At 60.8% G+C, this 15,150-nt stretch carries 18 protein-coding genes; 17 read left to right on the forward strand and 1 reads right to left on the reverse strand.

The window, feature by feature from the left end:
* Positions 1 to 729: 729 nt before the first annotated feature.
* The 9 genes from QNJ43_RS21255 (at position 730) to QNJ43_RS21295 (ending at position 5,943) form a co-directional block, all read left to right on the forward strand.
* Positions 730 to 1,140, forward strand: coding sequence for a response regulator (locus QNJ43_RS21255; RefSeq protein WP_300472853.1), 411 nt, complete (start codon positions 730 to 732; stop codon positions 1,138 to 1,140).
* Complete coding sequence (locus QNJ43_RS21260; protein WP_300472854.1) at positions 1,121 to 1,870, forward strand: hypothetical protein; 750 nt, start codon at positions 1,121 to 1,123, stop codon at positions 1,868 to 1,870. Before QNJ43_RS21255 ends, QNJ43_RS21260 begins: the two co-directional genes overlap by 20 nt.
* Positions 1,870 to 2,256 carry an NADH:ubiquinone oxidoreductase subunit NDUFA12 gene (locus QNJ43_RS21265; protein WP_300472885.1) on the forward strand — a complete coding sequence of 129 codons (387 nt, stop codon included), beginning with the start codon at positions 1,870 to 1,872 and terminating at the stop codon, positions 2,254 to 2,256. Before QNJ43_RS21260 ends, QNJ43_RS21265 begins: the two co-directional genes overlap by 1 nt.
* Positions 2,257 to 2,786: 530 nt before the next feature.
* A complete protein-coding gene (locus QNJ43_RS21270; RefSeq protein ID WP_300472856.1) occupies positions 2,787 to 3,044 on the forward strand; it encodes a FeoA family protein in 258 nt (85 codons plus the stop codon).
* Positions 3,045 to 3,046: 2 nt separating this feature from the next.
* The gene (locus QNJ43_RS21275; RefSeq protein ID WP_300472858.1) at positions 3,047 to 3,280 is read left to right on the forward strand and encodes a FeoA family protein; all 234 of its coding nucleotides are present in this window, start codon (positions 3,047 to 3,049) and stop codon (positions 3,278 to 3,280) included.
* A 44-nt stretch (positions 3,281 to 3,324) separates the two neighbouring features.
* Complete coding sequence (locus QNJ43_RS21280) at positions 3,325 to 3,945, forward strand: FeoB small GTPase domain-containing protein (RefSeq protein WP_300472860.1); 621 nt, start codon at positions 3,325 to 3,327, stop codon at positions 3,943 to 3,945.
* A complete protein-coding gene (locus QNJ43_RS21285; RefSeq protein WP_300472888.1) occupies positions 3,938 to 4,675 on the forward strand; it encodes a ferrous iron transporter B in 738 nt (245 codons plus the stop codon). The genes QNJ43_RS21280 and QNJ43_RS21285 overlap by 8 nt, the downstream gene beginning before the upstream one ends.
* A 3-nt stretch (positions 4,676 to 4,678) precedes the next feature.
* On the forward strand, positions 4,679 to 5,662 hold the full coding sequence (locus QNJ43_RS21290; RefSeq protein WP_300472890.1) for a nucleoside recognition domain-containing protein: 984 nt from the start codon (positions 4,679 to 4,681) through the stop codon (positions 5,660 to 5,662).
* 47 nt (positions 5,663 to 5,709) lie between these two features.
* The gene (locus tag QNJ43_RS21295; protein ID WP_300472863.1) at positions 5,710 to 5,943 is read left to right on the forward strand and encodes a FeoC-like transcriptional regulator; all 234 of its coding nucleotides are present in this window, start codon (positions 5,710 to 5,712) and stop codon (positions 5,941 to 5,943) included.
* Positions 5,944 to 6,158: 215 nt separating this feature from the next.
* Here QNJ43_RS21295 and QNJ43_RS21300 read toward each other — a convergent pair whose 3' ends face one another.
* Positions 6,159 to 6,818 carry an alpha/beta hydrolase gene (locus QNJ43_RS21300; RefSeq protein ID WP_300472865.1) on the reverse strand — a complete coding sequence of 220 codons (660 nt, stop codon included), beginning with the start codon at positions 6,816 to 6,818 and terminating at the stop codon, positions 6,159 to 6,161.
* Positions 6,819 to 7,157: 339 nt separating this feature from the next.
* Here QNJ43_RS21300 and QNJ43_RS21305 point away from each other — a divergent pair, with 339 nt between their 5' ends.
* From QNJ43_RS21305 to tenA, 8 genes are all read left to right on the forward strand, one after another.
* Positions 7,158 to 8,336 (forward strand): cysteine desulfurase family protein, encoded by a 1,179-nt coding sequence (locus QNJ43_RS21305; protein ID WP_300472867.1) that lies wholly within the window; start codon positions 7,158 to 7,160, stop codon positions 8,334 to 8,336.
* Between the two features lie 165 nt (positions 8,337 to 8,501).
* Positions 8,502 to 9,977 carry a Fe-S cluster assembly protein SufB gene (sufB, locus tag QNJ43_RS21310; RefSeq protein WP_300472869.1) on the forward strand — a complete coding sequence of 492 codons (1,476 nt, stop codon included), beginning with the start codon at positions 8,502 to 8,504 and terminating at the stop codon, positions 9,975 to 9,977.
* A gap of 186 nt (positions 9,978 to 10,163) precedes the next feature.
* A complete protein-coding gene (gene sufC / locus QNJ43_RS21315) occupies positions 10,164 to 10,919 on the forward strand; it encodes a Fe-S cluster assembly ATPase SufC (protein ID WP_300472893.1) in 756 nt (251 codons plus the stop codon).
* Between the two features lie 22 nt (positions 10,920 to 10,941).
* Positions 10,942 to 12,237, forward strand: a complete 1,296-nt coding sequence (gene sufD, locus QNJ43_RS21320; RefSeq protein ID WP_300472871.1) for a Fe-S cluster assembly protein SufD — start codon at positions 10,942 to 10,944, stop codon at positions 12,235 to 12,237.
* 11 nt (positions 12,238 to 12,248) lie between these two features.
* Positions 12,249 to 13,499, forward strand: coding sequence for a cysteine desulfurase (locus QNJ43_RS21325; protein WP_300472874.1), 1,251 nt, complete (start codon positions 12,249 to 12,251; stop codon positions 13,497 to 13,499).
* 11 nt (positions 13,500 to 13,510) lie between these two features.
* A complete protein-coding gene (locus QNJ43_RS21330; protein ID WP_300472876.1) occupies positions 13,511 to 13,954 on the forward strand; it encodes an SUF system Fe-S cluster assembly protein in 444 nt (147 codons plus the stop codon).
* Positions 13,955 to 14,026: 72 nt separating this feature from the next.
* Positions 14,027 to 14,395 carry a Fe-S cluster assembly scaffold SufA gene (gene sufA / locus QNJ43_RS21335; RefSeq protein WP_300472878.1) on the forward strand — a complete coding sequence of 123 codons (369 nt, stop codon included), beginning with the start codon at positions 14,027 to 14,029 and terminating at the stop codon, positions 14,393 to 14,395.
* The gene (tenA, locus tag QNJ43_RS21340; RefSeq protein ID WP_300472880.1) at positions 14,392 to 15,072 is read left to right on the forward strand and encodes a thiaminase II; all 681 of its coding nucleotides are present in this window, start codon (positions 14,392 to 14,394) and stop codon (positions 15,070 to 15,072) included. Before sufA ends, tenA begins: the two co-directional genes overlap by 4 nt.
* Positions 15,073 to 15,150 lie beyond the last annotated feature (78 nt).

The raw sequence follows: 15,150 nt of genomic DNA on the forward strand, positions 1-15,150 counted from the left end.
CGTCCCGGTTTTTGCCAGGACATCTGGTATTGGGAGAGTTGACCGACGCTAAATATAGTGCGGCATAGTGCGGCGGCCGTCACAAGTCACGCATACGCCACCCTTTCCGGAAGCAAGGAACCGCACCGCGCATCACGCGCAGGGTGAATCTCCAAGCAGAGCCGGTGAAAGAGGAGTACGCAGGCCGCGAAAGCCATCCCCGTCGCCGTCCAGCGATATGTCCGAAAGCTAGTCCGACTCGTCCGGAGCCGTCAAGCTATTGTGGTTGTGTAAAACTAGTCGTCTAAATGTTGTGCAAAGGCTGTGAAAGTTGGGGAGAGTGAAAAAAGCTAATACATATCATGGTATTAGAGCGCGATGTTGACGAGCCGCTTAAGTATTTTCGCCGCACCTCCTATCCCTATATCTTGTGGTTAACCCGTACGGGCCCTGCAACCGGCCGTACCGGCATGGGGACGGAGTGCCCGAGCCCGGCGGGCGCGGTGCGGTGCGGTTGTATGGGCTCGGGGTAGATTCGTCGAGCCGAAGCACGTCGAATTGCCGTTTGTAACGCAAATTGAGCGCCTTTCTTGATCATCGCTTAACGCTCGCGCCCCATATTGGGCAACCTGTGGACAGGAGCGTCCGCGGTTGTTTGCCGGGGCCTTGCGCGCGCAGGCGTGCTATAAAGGCCACTTCGAAGGACTGGCTGTTTCACGATGAAAAAGATCATGCGGCACAGCGCGGCTCATGCGGCACAGCGCGGCCTACCAGGTGCCGCTCGAATCGCTCGATGTGGTGGTTGTCGAGGATTCCAAGCAGATGCAGACGATCATCCGCTCGGTCCTCGGCGCGATGCGCGTCCAGCGCGTGCGCACGTTCGATTCCGCTGAAAAGGCGCTCCAGGCGATGCTGAGCGAGCCGCCGCATCTCATCATTATCGATTGGCGCATGGAGCCGATCACCGGCTATCAGTTCCTTCGCTCGATTCGTCATCGCCAGATGGCGCCGCTTTGCTTCGTACCCGTCCTGATGATCACCGCGCACGGGATACGGTCGCTGGTGGGTGGAAAAGGCTCTGAAGGCCGGAGTCCACCACGTGCTCGTCAAGTCGCCGGCGCCGGCTTCCCTGCATCAGCGCATGGAGTGGATCATCCGTGACGACCGCAAGTTTTATCTGGAGCCGGGACAGAACTTCTTTGTCATCGACGGTATTGCCGCGGCTCTGGCAGTACAAAGCGAACGGCGGCAGGCACTCGATCAGGCCCGCCTGCATCACGCCCGTAACAACGGGGTGTCGGCGCTGGCCAAGAAGTACGACGCCAAGGACGAGGTGGAGCCGCTGGAACTGGTGGCTCCAAAGTCGTCTCTCGGGATGGGCGATCTCGTCAAGCCGAGCACGGCGAAAGCCCGGCCCACGGGCGCGCCGGGAGTAGGGCAGGGATCGGGTCCGCAAAATCCTGCCGCCGCGAAGCATGGGGCTGGGCAGGGGGCTTTGCGTCTCCAGAAGGCTGTTCCCGGCAAGGCTCCTTCCGGCAACGGAACCGCGAAACAGGCGGCCGCAACGCCCGGTGCGACGAAAGGCTCCGGCCCCGACGGGCGAGCGCCCTGCTGGCGGCGCTCAGGCACCGCAGAAACCGCCGAGCACAAGGGCGCGGGGCGCAGCCGGTACGCCAGCGCCGTCCCTCCGGCCTTTGACGCGCTCTCATATCAAGGCGGATTGTTCCGAATATCTCCCAACTGCCGTAGAAGGCGTTGCAACGGCGGACCGACCGGTAACGCAAGGTGGCACCGGAGCCTCTACGACTCATCGAGGGGCAGGCGGGGCTGGACAGGCGCGGTCCGGCGCGTCACAGTCCGCGCAAATTCCAATACATGTTGGATCCGCTAATGAAGACCTTCCTGTTTCAGATATTTACCTGGTGGAATGAGCAAACGCTCGGAACCCGCTTTTTCACATGGCGAAAGGGTGAGTTCGTGGGGACCGATGAGTTCGGGAACCGCTATTTCCGCACGCGGGACAATTCTCGCCGCTGGGTCATCTATAACGGTGTCGCAGAGGCAAGTAGGATACCGGCCGGCTGGCACGGCTGGATGCACCATCGGGTCGATACGCCTCCGACGGAGACCGAGTATCAGCCGAAGGCCTGGCAGAAGGGGCATCAGCCGAACCGCACCGGAACGGCCTACGCCTACCGGCCGCACGGCTCGATCCTGACGCCGGAGACCCGCGAGCGCGTCAGCGCCGACTACGACGCATGGACGCCGGAAGGCTGAAAGACGACTTCAGAGGAAGGAGATAAGTTCTCGGGATCTTTTGCAGAATTTGCCGTGTCTATGGTCCGCGACCCATTGAAAGCCCTCGCCCGCAAGGCCATGGGCTTTTTGATTCCGGCTCCCGAAACTTTCGATCCCGCTTTCCGAAAATGAGTGAGTGCCGCAGCTGGTTTGCCACGCTCTTGCCGCGCTCTGGGAGAGGAGGCGTATCGCGGATGGGGGCCCTGATTACGTGATAATCTTTCCCAACGTCAGCAGTCCGATTTTTACGCTTGGAACGCAAGAAAATAGATTAGAATGCATATTCTAAGAAAAAATAACGTATTTGGAACAATTATTTAAAGTACTTTGTCCACTGCGGCATTTTGCAAATTTGATTTTTATTTTCAATAACATAGCGTCGACGGTAACAACACTCGATCATCTTCTTTCACAGGTCCTCTGCCATGGATATGAGCGTTTGCTCCAATCCCACTCTTGTTTTGGATGGGACGGCGGCGTCGGAGCCGATTGCCGTTTCCACCCCCACTATGACGTCAAACGTCAGGTGCATTCCTTCCTATCCGCTCGCCATGGCGCAGCCGGGAACGGCGCTCAGGCTGGCGTCCTACACGTGCGGCCGTAACGTTCAACGCAGGCTGATCGATCAAGGGCTGACGGTCGGCGTCGCCTTGAACGTCATGTGCAACGATTCCTACGATCCGATGATCATCGAGGTTCGCGGGATCCGTATCGGGTTCGGCAAGGGGCTCGCTCACAAGGTGATGGTCGCGGAGGCGAGAGTGTAACAATGAGCAATCTGGATGAGATTGATGTGGGGGGGGGACGGGTACGGGTTTCCGGATTTACCGACCGTACGAGTTCCTATCGGCGTCGACTTCTGGCCATGGGGCTGACCCCCGGTGCGGAAGTAACGGTGGTGCGCAAGGCTCCGCTTGGGGATCCGATCGAACTCGATCTGCGGGGTACCTCGCTCAGCGTGCGCAAAGACGAAGCCCGGATCGTTTCCATCGAATTGGTTTAACGGAAACAACCCAGCTGCTTTCGCGCGGCAAGGAAGGTCGAGAAATGAAGAACCTCACTGTGACCGTCGTCGGCAATCCCAATTGCAGCAAGACGACCCTTTTCAGCGCGCTGATAGGGACGCGGCAACGAGTCGGCAACAGGCCGGGCGTGACTGTGGAGCGCAAGACGGGAACGTTCCAGCTTTCCGATGCGGCCGTCACTCTGGTTGACCTGCCTGGCACCTATTCGTTGGGGCCTTCCGAAACGTCGATGGACGAGCGCATTGCTCTCGAATACGCGATCTCCGGCGAGGCTGATATTCTGGTCAACATCGTCGACGCCTCCAATCTCGAACGCCACCTCTACCTGACCGCGCAGCTCCTTGAGATGCGCGTGCCGATGATCGTCGTCCTCAACATGATGGACACGGCCCACCAGAACGACGTCGAGATCAATCTGGCGGAACTCAAAAAGCGCATCGGCTGTCCGGTCCTGCCCATCGTCGCCAGCAGTGGGCAGGGCGTGGAAGAACTCAAGCGCGCCATGGTGACGATGGCCGAAGCGGGAGCGCTTCCCAAGGTCACTCCGCGCTATGACGCCAAGGTGGAAGCGGCGATCGAGGGCATTTGCCCGACCGCCCGCATCGAAGTTCGATGGACGCTGGCAGGTGCTGCAGATGTTTGACGGTGACGAGCGCCGCATCTCGACCCTGCCGCAGGACGTTGCCGACACGGTGCGCGAAGCCATGGAAAGCGTAGAGGAGGAGACGGGCGAGGACCTCGATATTCTCCTGGCCGATCATCGCTACAGGTTCGCCTCGGGCGCGGTGCAGGCTGCAGTCACGCGGTCGCGGGAAGCCTCGCGCAACCTGACGAATCGCATCGACCGCGTCGTGCTTCACCGGCTGCTCGGTATGCCGATCTTCCTGGTGTTGATGTACCTGATGTTCATGTGGACCATCAACGTCGGCAGCGCCTTCATCGATTTCTTCGATATCGACGTCGGCTCGGTGATGGTCGACGAGCTCGACCATCTGATGCGCTCGCTGGGCGCTCCGTCCTGGCTGGTAATCGTCGTAGCCGATGGCATCGGCGGCGGTGTTCAGACGGTCGCGACTTTCATTCCCTTCATAGGTTTCCTGTATATCTTCCTGTCCGTACTGGAAGATTCCGGCTACATGGCGCGCGCCGCCTTCGTGATGGATCGCTTCATGCGGTCCGCAGATCTGCCGGGCAAGGCGTTCGTGCCGCTGATCGTCGGTTTCGGCTGCAACGTTCCCGCCATCATGGCGACGCGGACGCTGGAGAACGAGAACGACCGCAAGGCGGCGGTGATGGCGCCGTTCATGTCCTGCGGCGCGCGGCTGCCGGTCTATGCCCTGTTTGCCGCGGCCTTCTTCCCCACCAACGGGTAGAACATTGTCTTCGGGCTTTATCTGATCGGCATCGCCGCGGCGGTCGGAACCGGCTATCTGCTGCGCTCCACGCTTTTGCGCGGTGAGACGTCGCCCCTCGTCATGAAACTGCCGCTCTATCACATGCCGACGGTGCGCAATGTTGCGATGCGCAGCTGGGAGCGGTTGAAGACCTTCATCGTGGGGGCGGGTAAGGTCATCGTCATCATGGTGGTGATCCTCTCCGTGCTCAATCTGGTGGGCACCGACGGATCGTTCGATGAGGTCTCCCCGGAGAATTCGGTTCTGGCGGGCGTCAGCAAGGCGGTGGTGCCGGTGTTCGAGCCGATGGGGATGGAGCAAGAGAACTGGCCAGCCGTGGTCGGTATCGTCAGCGGCGTCCGTGCCAAGGAAATCGTCGTCGGAACGCTGGACTCGCTCTATGGCGCGCTTGCCAATGACAGGGCTGCGGAAGAAGAGGAAACGGATACCCGTTCGAGCTGGCAGATCGTCGGCGACGAGCTTGCCGAAGCCTTCGCGACCATCCCGGCCAACCTCGCGGCACTGGGTGATACGGTGACCGATCCGCTCGGGCTCAGCGTCGGCGATGTCGACAACATCGACACGGCGGTGGAAGAGCAGGAAGTGGCAACGGGAACGTTCGGAGAGATGCAGGCGCGCTTCGCAGGTATCGCCGGGGCCTCCGGCCTACCTGTTGTTCACGTTGCTATACATGCCCTGCGTGGCGGCCGTTGGCGCCATCTACCGCGAAGTGGGGCGGGCCTGGACGCTGTTTGCGGTCGGTTGGACGATGGCCGTGGCCTACGGCACTTCGGTCATCGTCTTCCAGATCTCGCGGTTGGGCACGACGCCTGGAACGTCCCTGGCCTGGATCGTGGCGGTTGTCGCGGCCTTCTCGCTCGCGATCTACGTGATGCGGCAAAAGGGGACGCGAGCCCCCGGAGACGGCCTGCCGATGGCCGCGGAATAGTTCAGACTGTGAATTGAAAACGAGGGAGTGCGCCCGGCTCCGGGCAACTCTCAAGGATATGAGAATGTCCGGTTTGACGGAATTGAGGGACACGTTGCGCGCCGAGAGGAAGTTCTCTCTCGAAACCCTCGCCCTGCGCAGCGGGTTCAGCCCCTCCGCGGTGGAAGCGATGCTGGAACGCCTGGAACGCAAGGGCCGGGTGGTTTGCCACGGTCCCTCCAGTTGCGGTGGCGGAACGACCTGCAGTTGCGCCAAGAACTGCCCGAGCGCGGTCGTCTATGAATGGGTGGCGGATTAAGAGGCGCCGCGAATGGGCGCGCTCTTCAATCGACCTTTGAAAGCAAAGTCGATACGGGCCTGGGGCATTTGCTGCCCCGGGCCCTTCTTTTTATCGAGGGGCCTTGCCGCCGGAAAAAGAATCCTGGTGGTAAGGCCGGGCCACCGAGAAACAAAAAAGCCCTCCTTGTTCTGCCGAACGAAGGAGGGGCCTATCTGGATCGAAACGGTGTCGCGTCAGGCGGCCGAGGTGTCGATCGCGGCCAGGCGACGGTCGACATAGTCGCCGCACGACGTGATGAGCTCGTCAATATGGCCTTCGAAGAAGTGATTGGCTCCCTCGATCGTCTGATGATCGATGATGATGCCCTTCTGCGTCTTCAGCTTGTCGACCAGGGTCTTAACGTCTTTGGTCGGCACGACCTTGTCGGAGTCACCGTGGATAATGAGACCGGAGGACGGGCAGGGGGCCAGGAACGAGAAGTCGTTGAGGTTTGCCGGAGGGGCGACGGAAATGAAGCCCTCAACTTCCGGACGGCGCATCAGAAGCTGCATGCCGATCCAGGCTCCGAACGAGAAGCCGGCAATCCAGCAGGCCCGCGCATCCGGGTGGACGCTCTGGACCCAGTCCAGAGCGGAGGCCGCATCCGACAATTCACCCTGTCCATGGTCGAAGCTTCCCTGGCTCCGGCCGACACCTCGGAAATTGAACCGCAGGACCGCAAAGCCGCGCTTCGCGAACATGTAGTACATCTGGTACACGATCTGATTGTTCATCGTCCCGCCGAACTGCGGGTGAAGATGAAGAATCAGCGCGATCGGTGCCGTGCGCTCCTTGGCCGGGTGAAACCGGCCCTCGATACGGCCGGCCGGACCGTTGAAGATAACTTCGGGCATAGATACGAATCGTCCTTCTCGCCTTGCAGCGGATACCGGGGTTGTCGACTCTTTTTTAGGGTGCCGTTTCTTGACTTGGAGCGGCTGTCTTCCTAAAGTCTTATTTAGAATAATTCGAAAATCACGCAACCAAAAGCCACCATGGCGGCGTTCGACGTGCTTCCTTTGAAGCTCTGTGCTGTTATCGTCAGGACGGCCGCGAATTTCAAGGATTTCCGTATGGCCTCAATGCCACAATGGGGCTAGGAGGCTACCAGAGAGAATAGTGACCGCGAGTCCGAAGGCAATGAGATCTTTGGCGTGAGGTCTCGGAAATTGGCGGAATCTAAGGGCAAGGGAATGAGCGTGAGCTCTCGCATTTATCTGGATCACAACGCGACGACGCCGCTGCGGCCGTCGGCGCGAGAGGCCATGGTCGATGTGCTTGAGGAAGTTGGGAACGCCTCGTCCGTGCACGGAGAGGGACGTTCTGCCCGCGCTCGTATCGAATCTTCCCGTCGCGCTCTGGCCGCGCTTACGGGTTCGCAAGCCAAGAATATCGTCTTCACCAGCGGCGGGACGGAAGCAAACGTCACCGCGCTGACGCCTCAGATCACCCTTTCCGGCAAGAAGCGCCCTGCGACGCGCGCCTTCGTGAGTGCCGTCGAACATGCCTCGGTGCTCGGCGGAGGACGCTTTAACCCCCAACAGGTTACATTTTTGCCGACCACAGGGGATGGTGTCATTGACAAGTCGCAGGCGGAGGAGCTCATTCGTGGGGAGGCGAAAAGCGGGTGTGTGCCGTTCGTCTCCGTCATGGCGGCCAACAATGAGACTGGCGTCCTGCAACCCGTTGCGGAAATTGCGCAATTGGCACATGAGTCGGGCGGTTACTGCCATGTCGATGCGGTGCAGGCGTTGGGGCGGATCCCCGTCTCTATCGCCGAATGGGGATGCGACATGGTGTCCGTTTCCTCCCACAAGATCGGCGGCCCCCAGGGTGTGGGCGCACTGATCTACGGAAGCGAGGAATTCAGGGTGGCGCCGCTTCTGACCGGTGGTGGTCAGGAAGGGCGAGGCCGTGCGGGGACGGAGAACGTCGCCGCGCTCGCAGGTTTTGGGGCTGCGCTCCAGAACCTGCGTGAGGAAGGGGATGAGGCGGTGCGACTGGAAGCGTTGCGGGATTGGCTGGAAGCGAAACTGCTCCATATATGTGAGAGTACTGTCATCTTCGCTCAGAACGCCCGGCGCCTGCCGAATACAGTCAGTTTCGCCGTGCCGGGAATGGTCGCGGAAACGACTTTGATCGGATGTGATCTTGCAGGGGTGGCTGTCTCCTCCGGATCTGCCTGTTCGTCGGGCAAGGTTGCTCCCTCGCACGTTCTCGAGGCCATGGGCGTGCCGGGTGATCTGGCCCGCGGCGCGCTGAGGCTCAGTCTCGGCTGGACGAGTACGCAAGACGATGTCGAGCGCTTCGCCGGGATCTGGCGGGGGCTTGTGAAAAGAATGAAACCGGCGCAAGCCGGAAAGGCGGCCTGAGAGTCGTCTTATCGTGAAGGTCTTCGGGGGAGGGGGATCTTTCCGGCGGCGGCGGCTGAAAGGCCGTGAATGTGTGGTTCGGGGGTGCATGACGTGTCGCCGGAGGTAGTGAAGATAAGACTTCGACAACACGCGGTTCTTGACCCGCGCTGGATGGAGAGGGCAATGCCTGCAGTACAAGAGACGGTCGACCGGGTTCGAGAGATCGACGTAGAACAATACAAATACGGGTTCGTGACCAATATCGAATCCGACAAGGCCCCCAAGGGCCTGAACGAAGACATCATCCGCTTCATCTCCGCCAAGAAGGGCGAGCTTGAGTGGATGCTGGAAACCCGCCTTGATGCCTATCGACGCTGGCTCACGATGGAAGAGCCGGATTGGGCACGGGTGAGCTATCCCAAGATCGATTTCAACGATCTCTACTATTACTCGGCGCCGAAGAAATCTGGCTATGGTCTCAAGGGCCTGGACGAGGTCGACCCGGAGCTCCTGGCAACCTACGAGAAGCTCGGCATCCCGCTCCGCGAACAGGAAATCCTGGCGGGCGTTGAGCCGAAGAACCGCGTCGCCGTCGATGCGGTGTTCGACAGCGTCTCGGTCATCACCACATTCAAGGAAGGACTGGCAAAGGCCGGCGTGATCTTCTGTTCCATTTCCGAGGCGTTGCGCGAGCATCCTGATCTGGTGAAGAAGTATCTGGGCTCGGTCGTGCCGATCTCCGACAACTTCTATGCGACGCTCAATTCGGCGGTCTTCTCCGACGGTTCGTTCGTCTATGTGCCGGAGGGCGTGCGCTGCCCGATGGAGCTGTCGACCTACTTCCGCATCAACGAGCAGAATACCGGCCAGTTCGAACGCACGCTGATCGTGGCGGAGAAGGGGGCTTACGTCTCCTATCTGGAAGGCTGTACGGCCCCCCAGCGCGATGAAAGCCAGCTTCATGCGGCCGTTGTCGAGCTCGTTGCCATGGAAGACGCGGAGATCAAGTACTCCACCGTCCAGAACTGGTATCCTGGCGATGCGGACGGGCGTGGCGGCATCTACAACTTTGTCACCAAGCGCGGTGATTGCCGCGGTGTGCGCTCCAAGATCTCCTGGACGCAGGTCGAGACCGGTTCCGCGATCACGTGGAAGTATCCCTCCTGCATCCTGCGCGGGGACGACAGCCGGGGCGAATTCTACTCGGTCGCCATTTCCAACTGTCATCAGCAGATCGACAGCGGCACCAAGATGATCCACCTGGGCAAGAACACGTCCAGCCGGATCATTTCCAAGGGTATCTCGGCGGGCAAGTCGCAGAACACCTATCGTGGTCTCGTCTCCGCCCACCGAAAGGCGTCGAACGCGCGCAACTTCACCCAGTGCGACAACCTGCTGATCGGGCAGGACTGCGGTGCGCATACGGTGCCCTACATTGAGAGCAAGAACGCCAGCGCCGTCTTCGAGCACGAGGCCACGACCTCGAAAATCTCCGACGACCAGATGTTCTACTGCCTGCAGCGGGGACTGAGCGAAGAGGAAGCGGTGGCGCTGGTCGTCAACGGCTTTGTTCGCGACATCATCCAGCAGCTCCCCATGGAGTTCGCGGTGGAATCGCAGAAGCTGATTTCGATTTCGCTGGAAGGCTCGGTCGGCTGAGGCCGTCCCGGTGTCCACGCTCATCATTGCCGGAAGCCTTTCGGCACAAGCGCGAACTGCCACGACTTTCAAAGGACAAGCGGGGTCCGATGGGCTCGAGGTGAACGTTGAGGTTGCCGTGCGGCGAACCCGTCACAAGGGTGACGCGCAAGAGGCGACCGGAAGTTGGGAAATCTGGAAATGGCACTGCTCGAAATCAAGAACCTGCATACCCGCATTGCCGAAGACGGCACTGAAATCCTACGTGGGGTCGATCTCACCGTGAATGCCGGTGAGGTCCATGCGATCATGGGGCCGAACGGCTCGGGCAAGTCCACGCTCTCCTATGTGCTCGCAGGCAAGGAAAACTACGAGGTCACCGAGGGCGAGGTCCTGTTCAACGGCGAGAACATTCTGGAGATGGGTCCGGATGAGCGGGCGATGGCCGGCATGTTCCTGGCATTCCAGTACCCGATCGAGATCCCGGGCGTTGCGACCATTACCTTCCTGAAGGCGGCGCTCAACTCCCAGCGCAAGGCGCGCGGGCTTGATGAACTGCCGACGCCAGATTTTATGAAGCTTGTGCGCGAAAAGGCCAAGCAGATGAACATCACCTCCGACATGCTGAAGCGTCCGCTCAACGTGGGCTTTTCCGGCGGTGAGAAGAAGCGCTCCGAAATCCTGCAGATGGCGCTGCTGGAGCCGACGCTCTGCGTGCTCGACGAGACGGATTCCGGCCTCGACATTGATGCGCTGAAGGTCGTGTCGAACGGCGTCAACGCGCTGCGCTCGCCGGAGCGTGCGATGATCGTCATCACCCACTACCAGCGCCTGCTGGATCACATCGTGCCGGATATCGTCCACGTCCTGTCTGCGGGCAAGATCGTCAAGACGGGCGGCCCGGATCTGGCGCTCGAGCTGGAGAAGAACGGCTACGCCGACTACATCGGTGAAGCGGCGTAATCAGGCACGAGGGTCAAGCAAGATGACAGCGGATAACACAGCGCTGAGCACGGCTGCTGAACGTGCGCTGATCGAACAATACGAGGCGGCATCGACCGGCGATGCGGTAAAGCTAATGCGCGAAAAGGCGATCGCGGGATTCCGTTCGCGCGGCCTACCGAACCGGCGCGTCGAGGAGTGGAAATACACCGATCTTCGCCGCGGCATGAACGAGGCGCTACCGATTGCCGAGATGCCCGCCGCAGCCGAGGCAAAGGCGGCGGTGGATACGGTCGCCGGTTTCGGCGACATGGCGGGCGCCCGGATCGTCTTCGTCAACGGCCTCTATGCGCCGGAGCTTTCCGAGATCTCCGGTGTCGAGGGGCTGACGATCCGCTCCTTGGCAGCGACGCTCGCCAAATCCCGACCGCAGGGACTCGGAGAACTAGCCGCATCGCTCACCGACAGCGCGCTCGATCTCAACACCGCCTTCATGCGTGATGGCGCGTTGATCGACGTCGCCGCCGGGGCCGAGATCGAGAAGCCGGTGGAGATCCTGCATGTCGCGGCCGGTGAGCCGGCTGCCACCTATACGCGCCACGTGGTGCGCGTCGGTGAGGGCGCCAAGGTGTGCTTCAGCGAGGTCTATTCCGGCAAGGGACACTATCAGACCAACACGGCGATCGAGTTCTCGGCCGCCAAGGGCGCTGAAGTCTCGTGGATCAAGCTGCAGAACGAATCTCGTGAGGCTCAGCACTTGTCCACGTTACTCTCGCGGCTGGACGGTGAGGTTGGGTTCGACCACTTCATCTTCAATTCCGGCGCCCATCTCTCCCGCACGCAGACCTTCCTGCGTTTTGACGGGGAAGGCTCGCGGGCAGAGCTGCGCAGTGCGATGCTGATCACTGAAGAACAGCATTGCGACGTGACCCTGGTCGTCGATCATGCCGTGCCCAATTGCGAGAGCCGGGAATTCTGCAAATCCGTCATCGACGGTGCGGCCAAGGGCGTTTTCCAGGGCCGGATCAACGTCTTCCCGCATGCTCAGAAGACGGACGGACGGATGGTGTCTCAGGCGCTGTTCCTTTCCGAGAGCGTCGAGATGGCCTACAAGCCGGAACTCGAAATCTTCGCCGACGACGTGCAATGCGCCCACGGCGCCACGTCGGGTCAGATCGACGAGGACCTGCTGTTCTACCTGCGGGCGCGCGGCATTCCGGAAGCGGAAGCGCGAACGTTGCTGGTCCTCGCCTTCCTGTCGGAAGTGATCGAGGAAATCGGCGATGAACAGGTAGTAGAGACGTTGGAAGAACGCACCCGCACCTGGCTCGGCTACTGAGGAAGAGAACGATGAACGAGGCAGCCCCCATCCAGGACACGGCCGAATACGATGTCGAAAAGGTGAGGGCGGATTTCCCGATCCTCTCCAGAGAGGTCTACGGCAAGCCTCTGGTCTATCTCGACAACGGCGCTTCCGCGCAAAAGCCGCAGGTGGTGATCGATCGGATGATGAAGGCGTATTCCGAGGGATACGCCAACGTCCATCGTGGTCTGCACTACCTGTCCAACACGGCGACGGAAGCCTACGAAGCGACGCGCGAAAGCGTGCGCCGTTTCCTCAACGCGCCGTCGTGCGATGAGATCGTCTTCACGCGCAACACGACCGAGGCGATCAATCTCGTCGCCTATTCGCATGCCATGCCGACGATCGGGGAGGGGGACGAGATCCTCATCTCCATCCTCGAACATCATTCCAACATCGTGCCCTGGCACTTCCTGCGCGAACGCCAGGGAGCCGTCCTGAAATGGTCGCCCATCGCCGATGACGGGTCGTTCCTGATCGAGGAATTCGAAAAGCTCATCACTGCGCGCACCAAGCTGGTGGCGATCACGCAGATGTCGAACGTCACAGGCACGTTGGTGCCGGTGAAGGAAATCTGCCGGATCGCGCACGTGCGCGGCGTGCCGGTGCTGGTCGACGGCAGCCAATCCGCCGTGCACATGCCTGTTGACGTGCAGGATCTCGACTGCGATTTCTTCGTCTTCACGGGCCACAAGGTCTACGGTCCGACCGGAATCGGCGTGCTCTACGCCAAGAAGGAGCGGCTTGAGGCGATGCGGCCGTTTAACGGCGGCGGCGAGATGATCCTCGACGTGACCGAGGACATGGTCACCTACAACGATCCTCCGCACCGCTTCGAGGCGGGCACGCCCGCTATCGTCCAGGCAATTGGACTTGGCGCCGCGCTCGACTATATGGACGGTTTGGGACGCGACAGGATCGCTGCTCACGAAGATGCCTTGCGCGACTATGCGCATCAAGAGCTGTCGAAGATCAACTCGCTTCGCATTTTCGGCAATGCGCCGGGCAAGGGAGCCATCGTATCGTTCGAGATGGAAGGGGTGCATGCCCACGACATTTCGACGATCATCGACCGCGAGGGCGTCGCCGTGCGGGTGGGTGCCCATTGCGCGCAGCCGCTTCTGGCGCGGTTCGGGGTCACGTCCACATGCCGAGCCTCGTTCGGGCTCTACAACACGTTGGAAGAGGTCGACCTCCTGGTGGCGGCTCTGAAAAAGGCCCAGAAATTCTTCGCTTGAGGACAGACGCTATGACCGAAGATACGACACTGGCGGAAGCGTCCGCTGAATCGGCGGAGCCGAGAGCGCCTGAAGCTGTGGCCCCTGAAGCGGAAGCGTTGGCAGACGGTGTGGCGGCTCTGACGGAGTCCACCCTGCCGCCGGAAGAGATCTCGCGCATCACCGACGACATCGTGGCGGCCTTGAAGACCGTCTACGATCCGGAAATTCCGGTCGATATTTTTGAGTTGGGCCTCATCTACAAGGTCGATATCGAGGACGATCGCTCCGTATCGATCGACATGACACTGACGGCGCCGAGCTGCCCGGTGGCCGGAGACATGCTGGGGTGGGTGCAGGATGCGGTCTCGGCAGTGCCGGGCGTGGGGCCGGTGGACATCAACATGGTGTTCGATCCACCCTGGGATCCCAGCCGCATGTCCGACGAGGCGCGGGTTGCGCTCAACTTTTTCTAGAACCGCCTGACAACTTCGCTGGGGCGCGTATTGGCACCCGAATTCGTAGGGCAAACAAGGGACTTGAACACAATGGGCAAGTTTCAGGTCATCACGCTGACCGACACGGCAGCCGAGCGCGTACGCGCGATCATGGCGAACTCCGACAAGGATGTTCAAGGTCTCAAGATCGGCGTGCAGAAGGGCGGATGCGCGGGCATGGAATACACGCTCGACTATGTCAGCGAGTCGGATCCTGCCGATGACGTGGTGGAGACGAAGGGCGTGCGGATCTACGTCGCCCCGTTCGCCGTGCTGTTCCTGCTGGGAACGGAGATGGACTACGAGGAAACCAAGCTGCGCTCGGGTTTCATCTTCAACAACCCTAATCAGACGTCGGCTTGCGGATGCGGTGAATCCGTCGAGATCACACCGGCCAACCCGGAAGCGCTGACCCGTTGACGGCGGCATCGAAGGGGCTGTTCGAACGGCTCAAGGCAGCCGCTGCCGATGAATGGGCCGCCTATATCGACCATGATTTCGTGCGCGGGCTCGGTAACGGCACTTTGCCGGAGGAGTGTTTCCGGCACTATCTCGCGCAGGACTACGTTTTCCTGATCCATTTCGCGCGTGCCTACGCGCTCGCCGTCTACAAGTCCCGCACCCTGGACGACATGCGCTCGGCCGGTCGGACCATGTTCGCATTGCTCGACATGGAAATGGATCTGCACGTGCGGCTCTGCGCGCGGTGGGGCTTGAGCGCCGAAGACCTCGAGGCAACGCCCGAAGCTTCCGCCACCATGGCCTATACGCGCTATGTGCTGGAGGAGGGCATGCGCGGCGATCTTCTCGACCTCCACGTGGCGCTGGTGCCCTGTGTCATCGGCTATTGGGAGATCGGCAAGGTCCTGGCGGCGCAGCCCGGCGCGCTCGATACGTCAAACCCCTATCACGAATGGATCGCCGAATATTCAAGCGACGAATACCAGCAAGTCGCCGCAGAGGCGGAAGAACGGCTCGACCGGCTGGCCGGCGATGCCATCAGTGCGGAACGCTTCACCGATCTGGTGCGAATCTTCTCGCAGGCAATGCGGCTGGAAATCGGCTTCTGGAAAATGGGGCTCGACCTCGAAAACTGAGATCCGTCGAGAAGCCGTCAGTTCTCCGGAGATGTTGGATATGAAAACGCCGCTTCTCCCTCCCGGGAGGGAGAAGCG

Source organism: Breoghania sp. (assembly GCF_030066895.1).
Lineage (GTDB): Bacteria > Pseudomonadota > Alphaproteobacteria > Rhizobiales > Stappiaceae > Breoghania.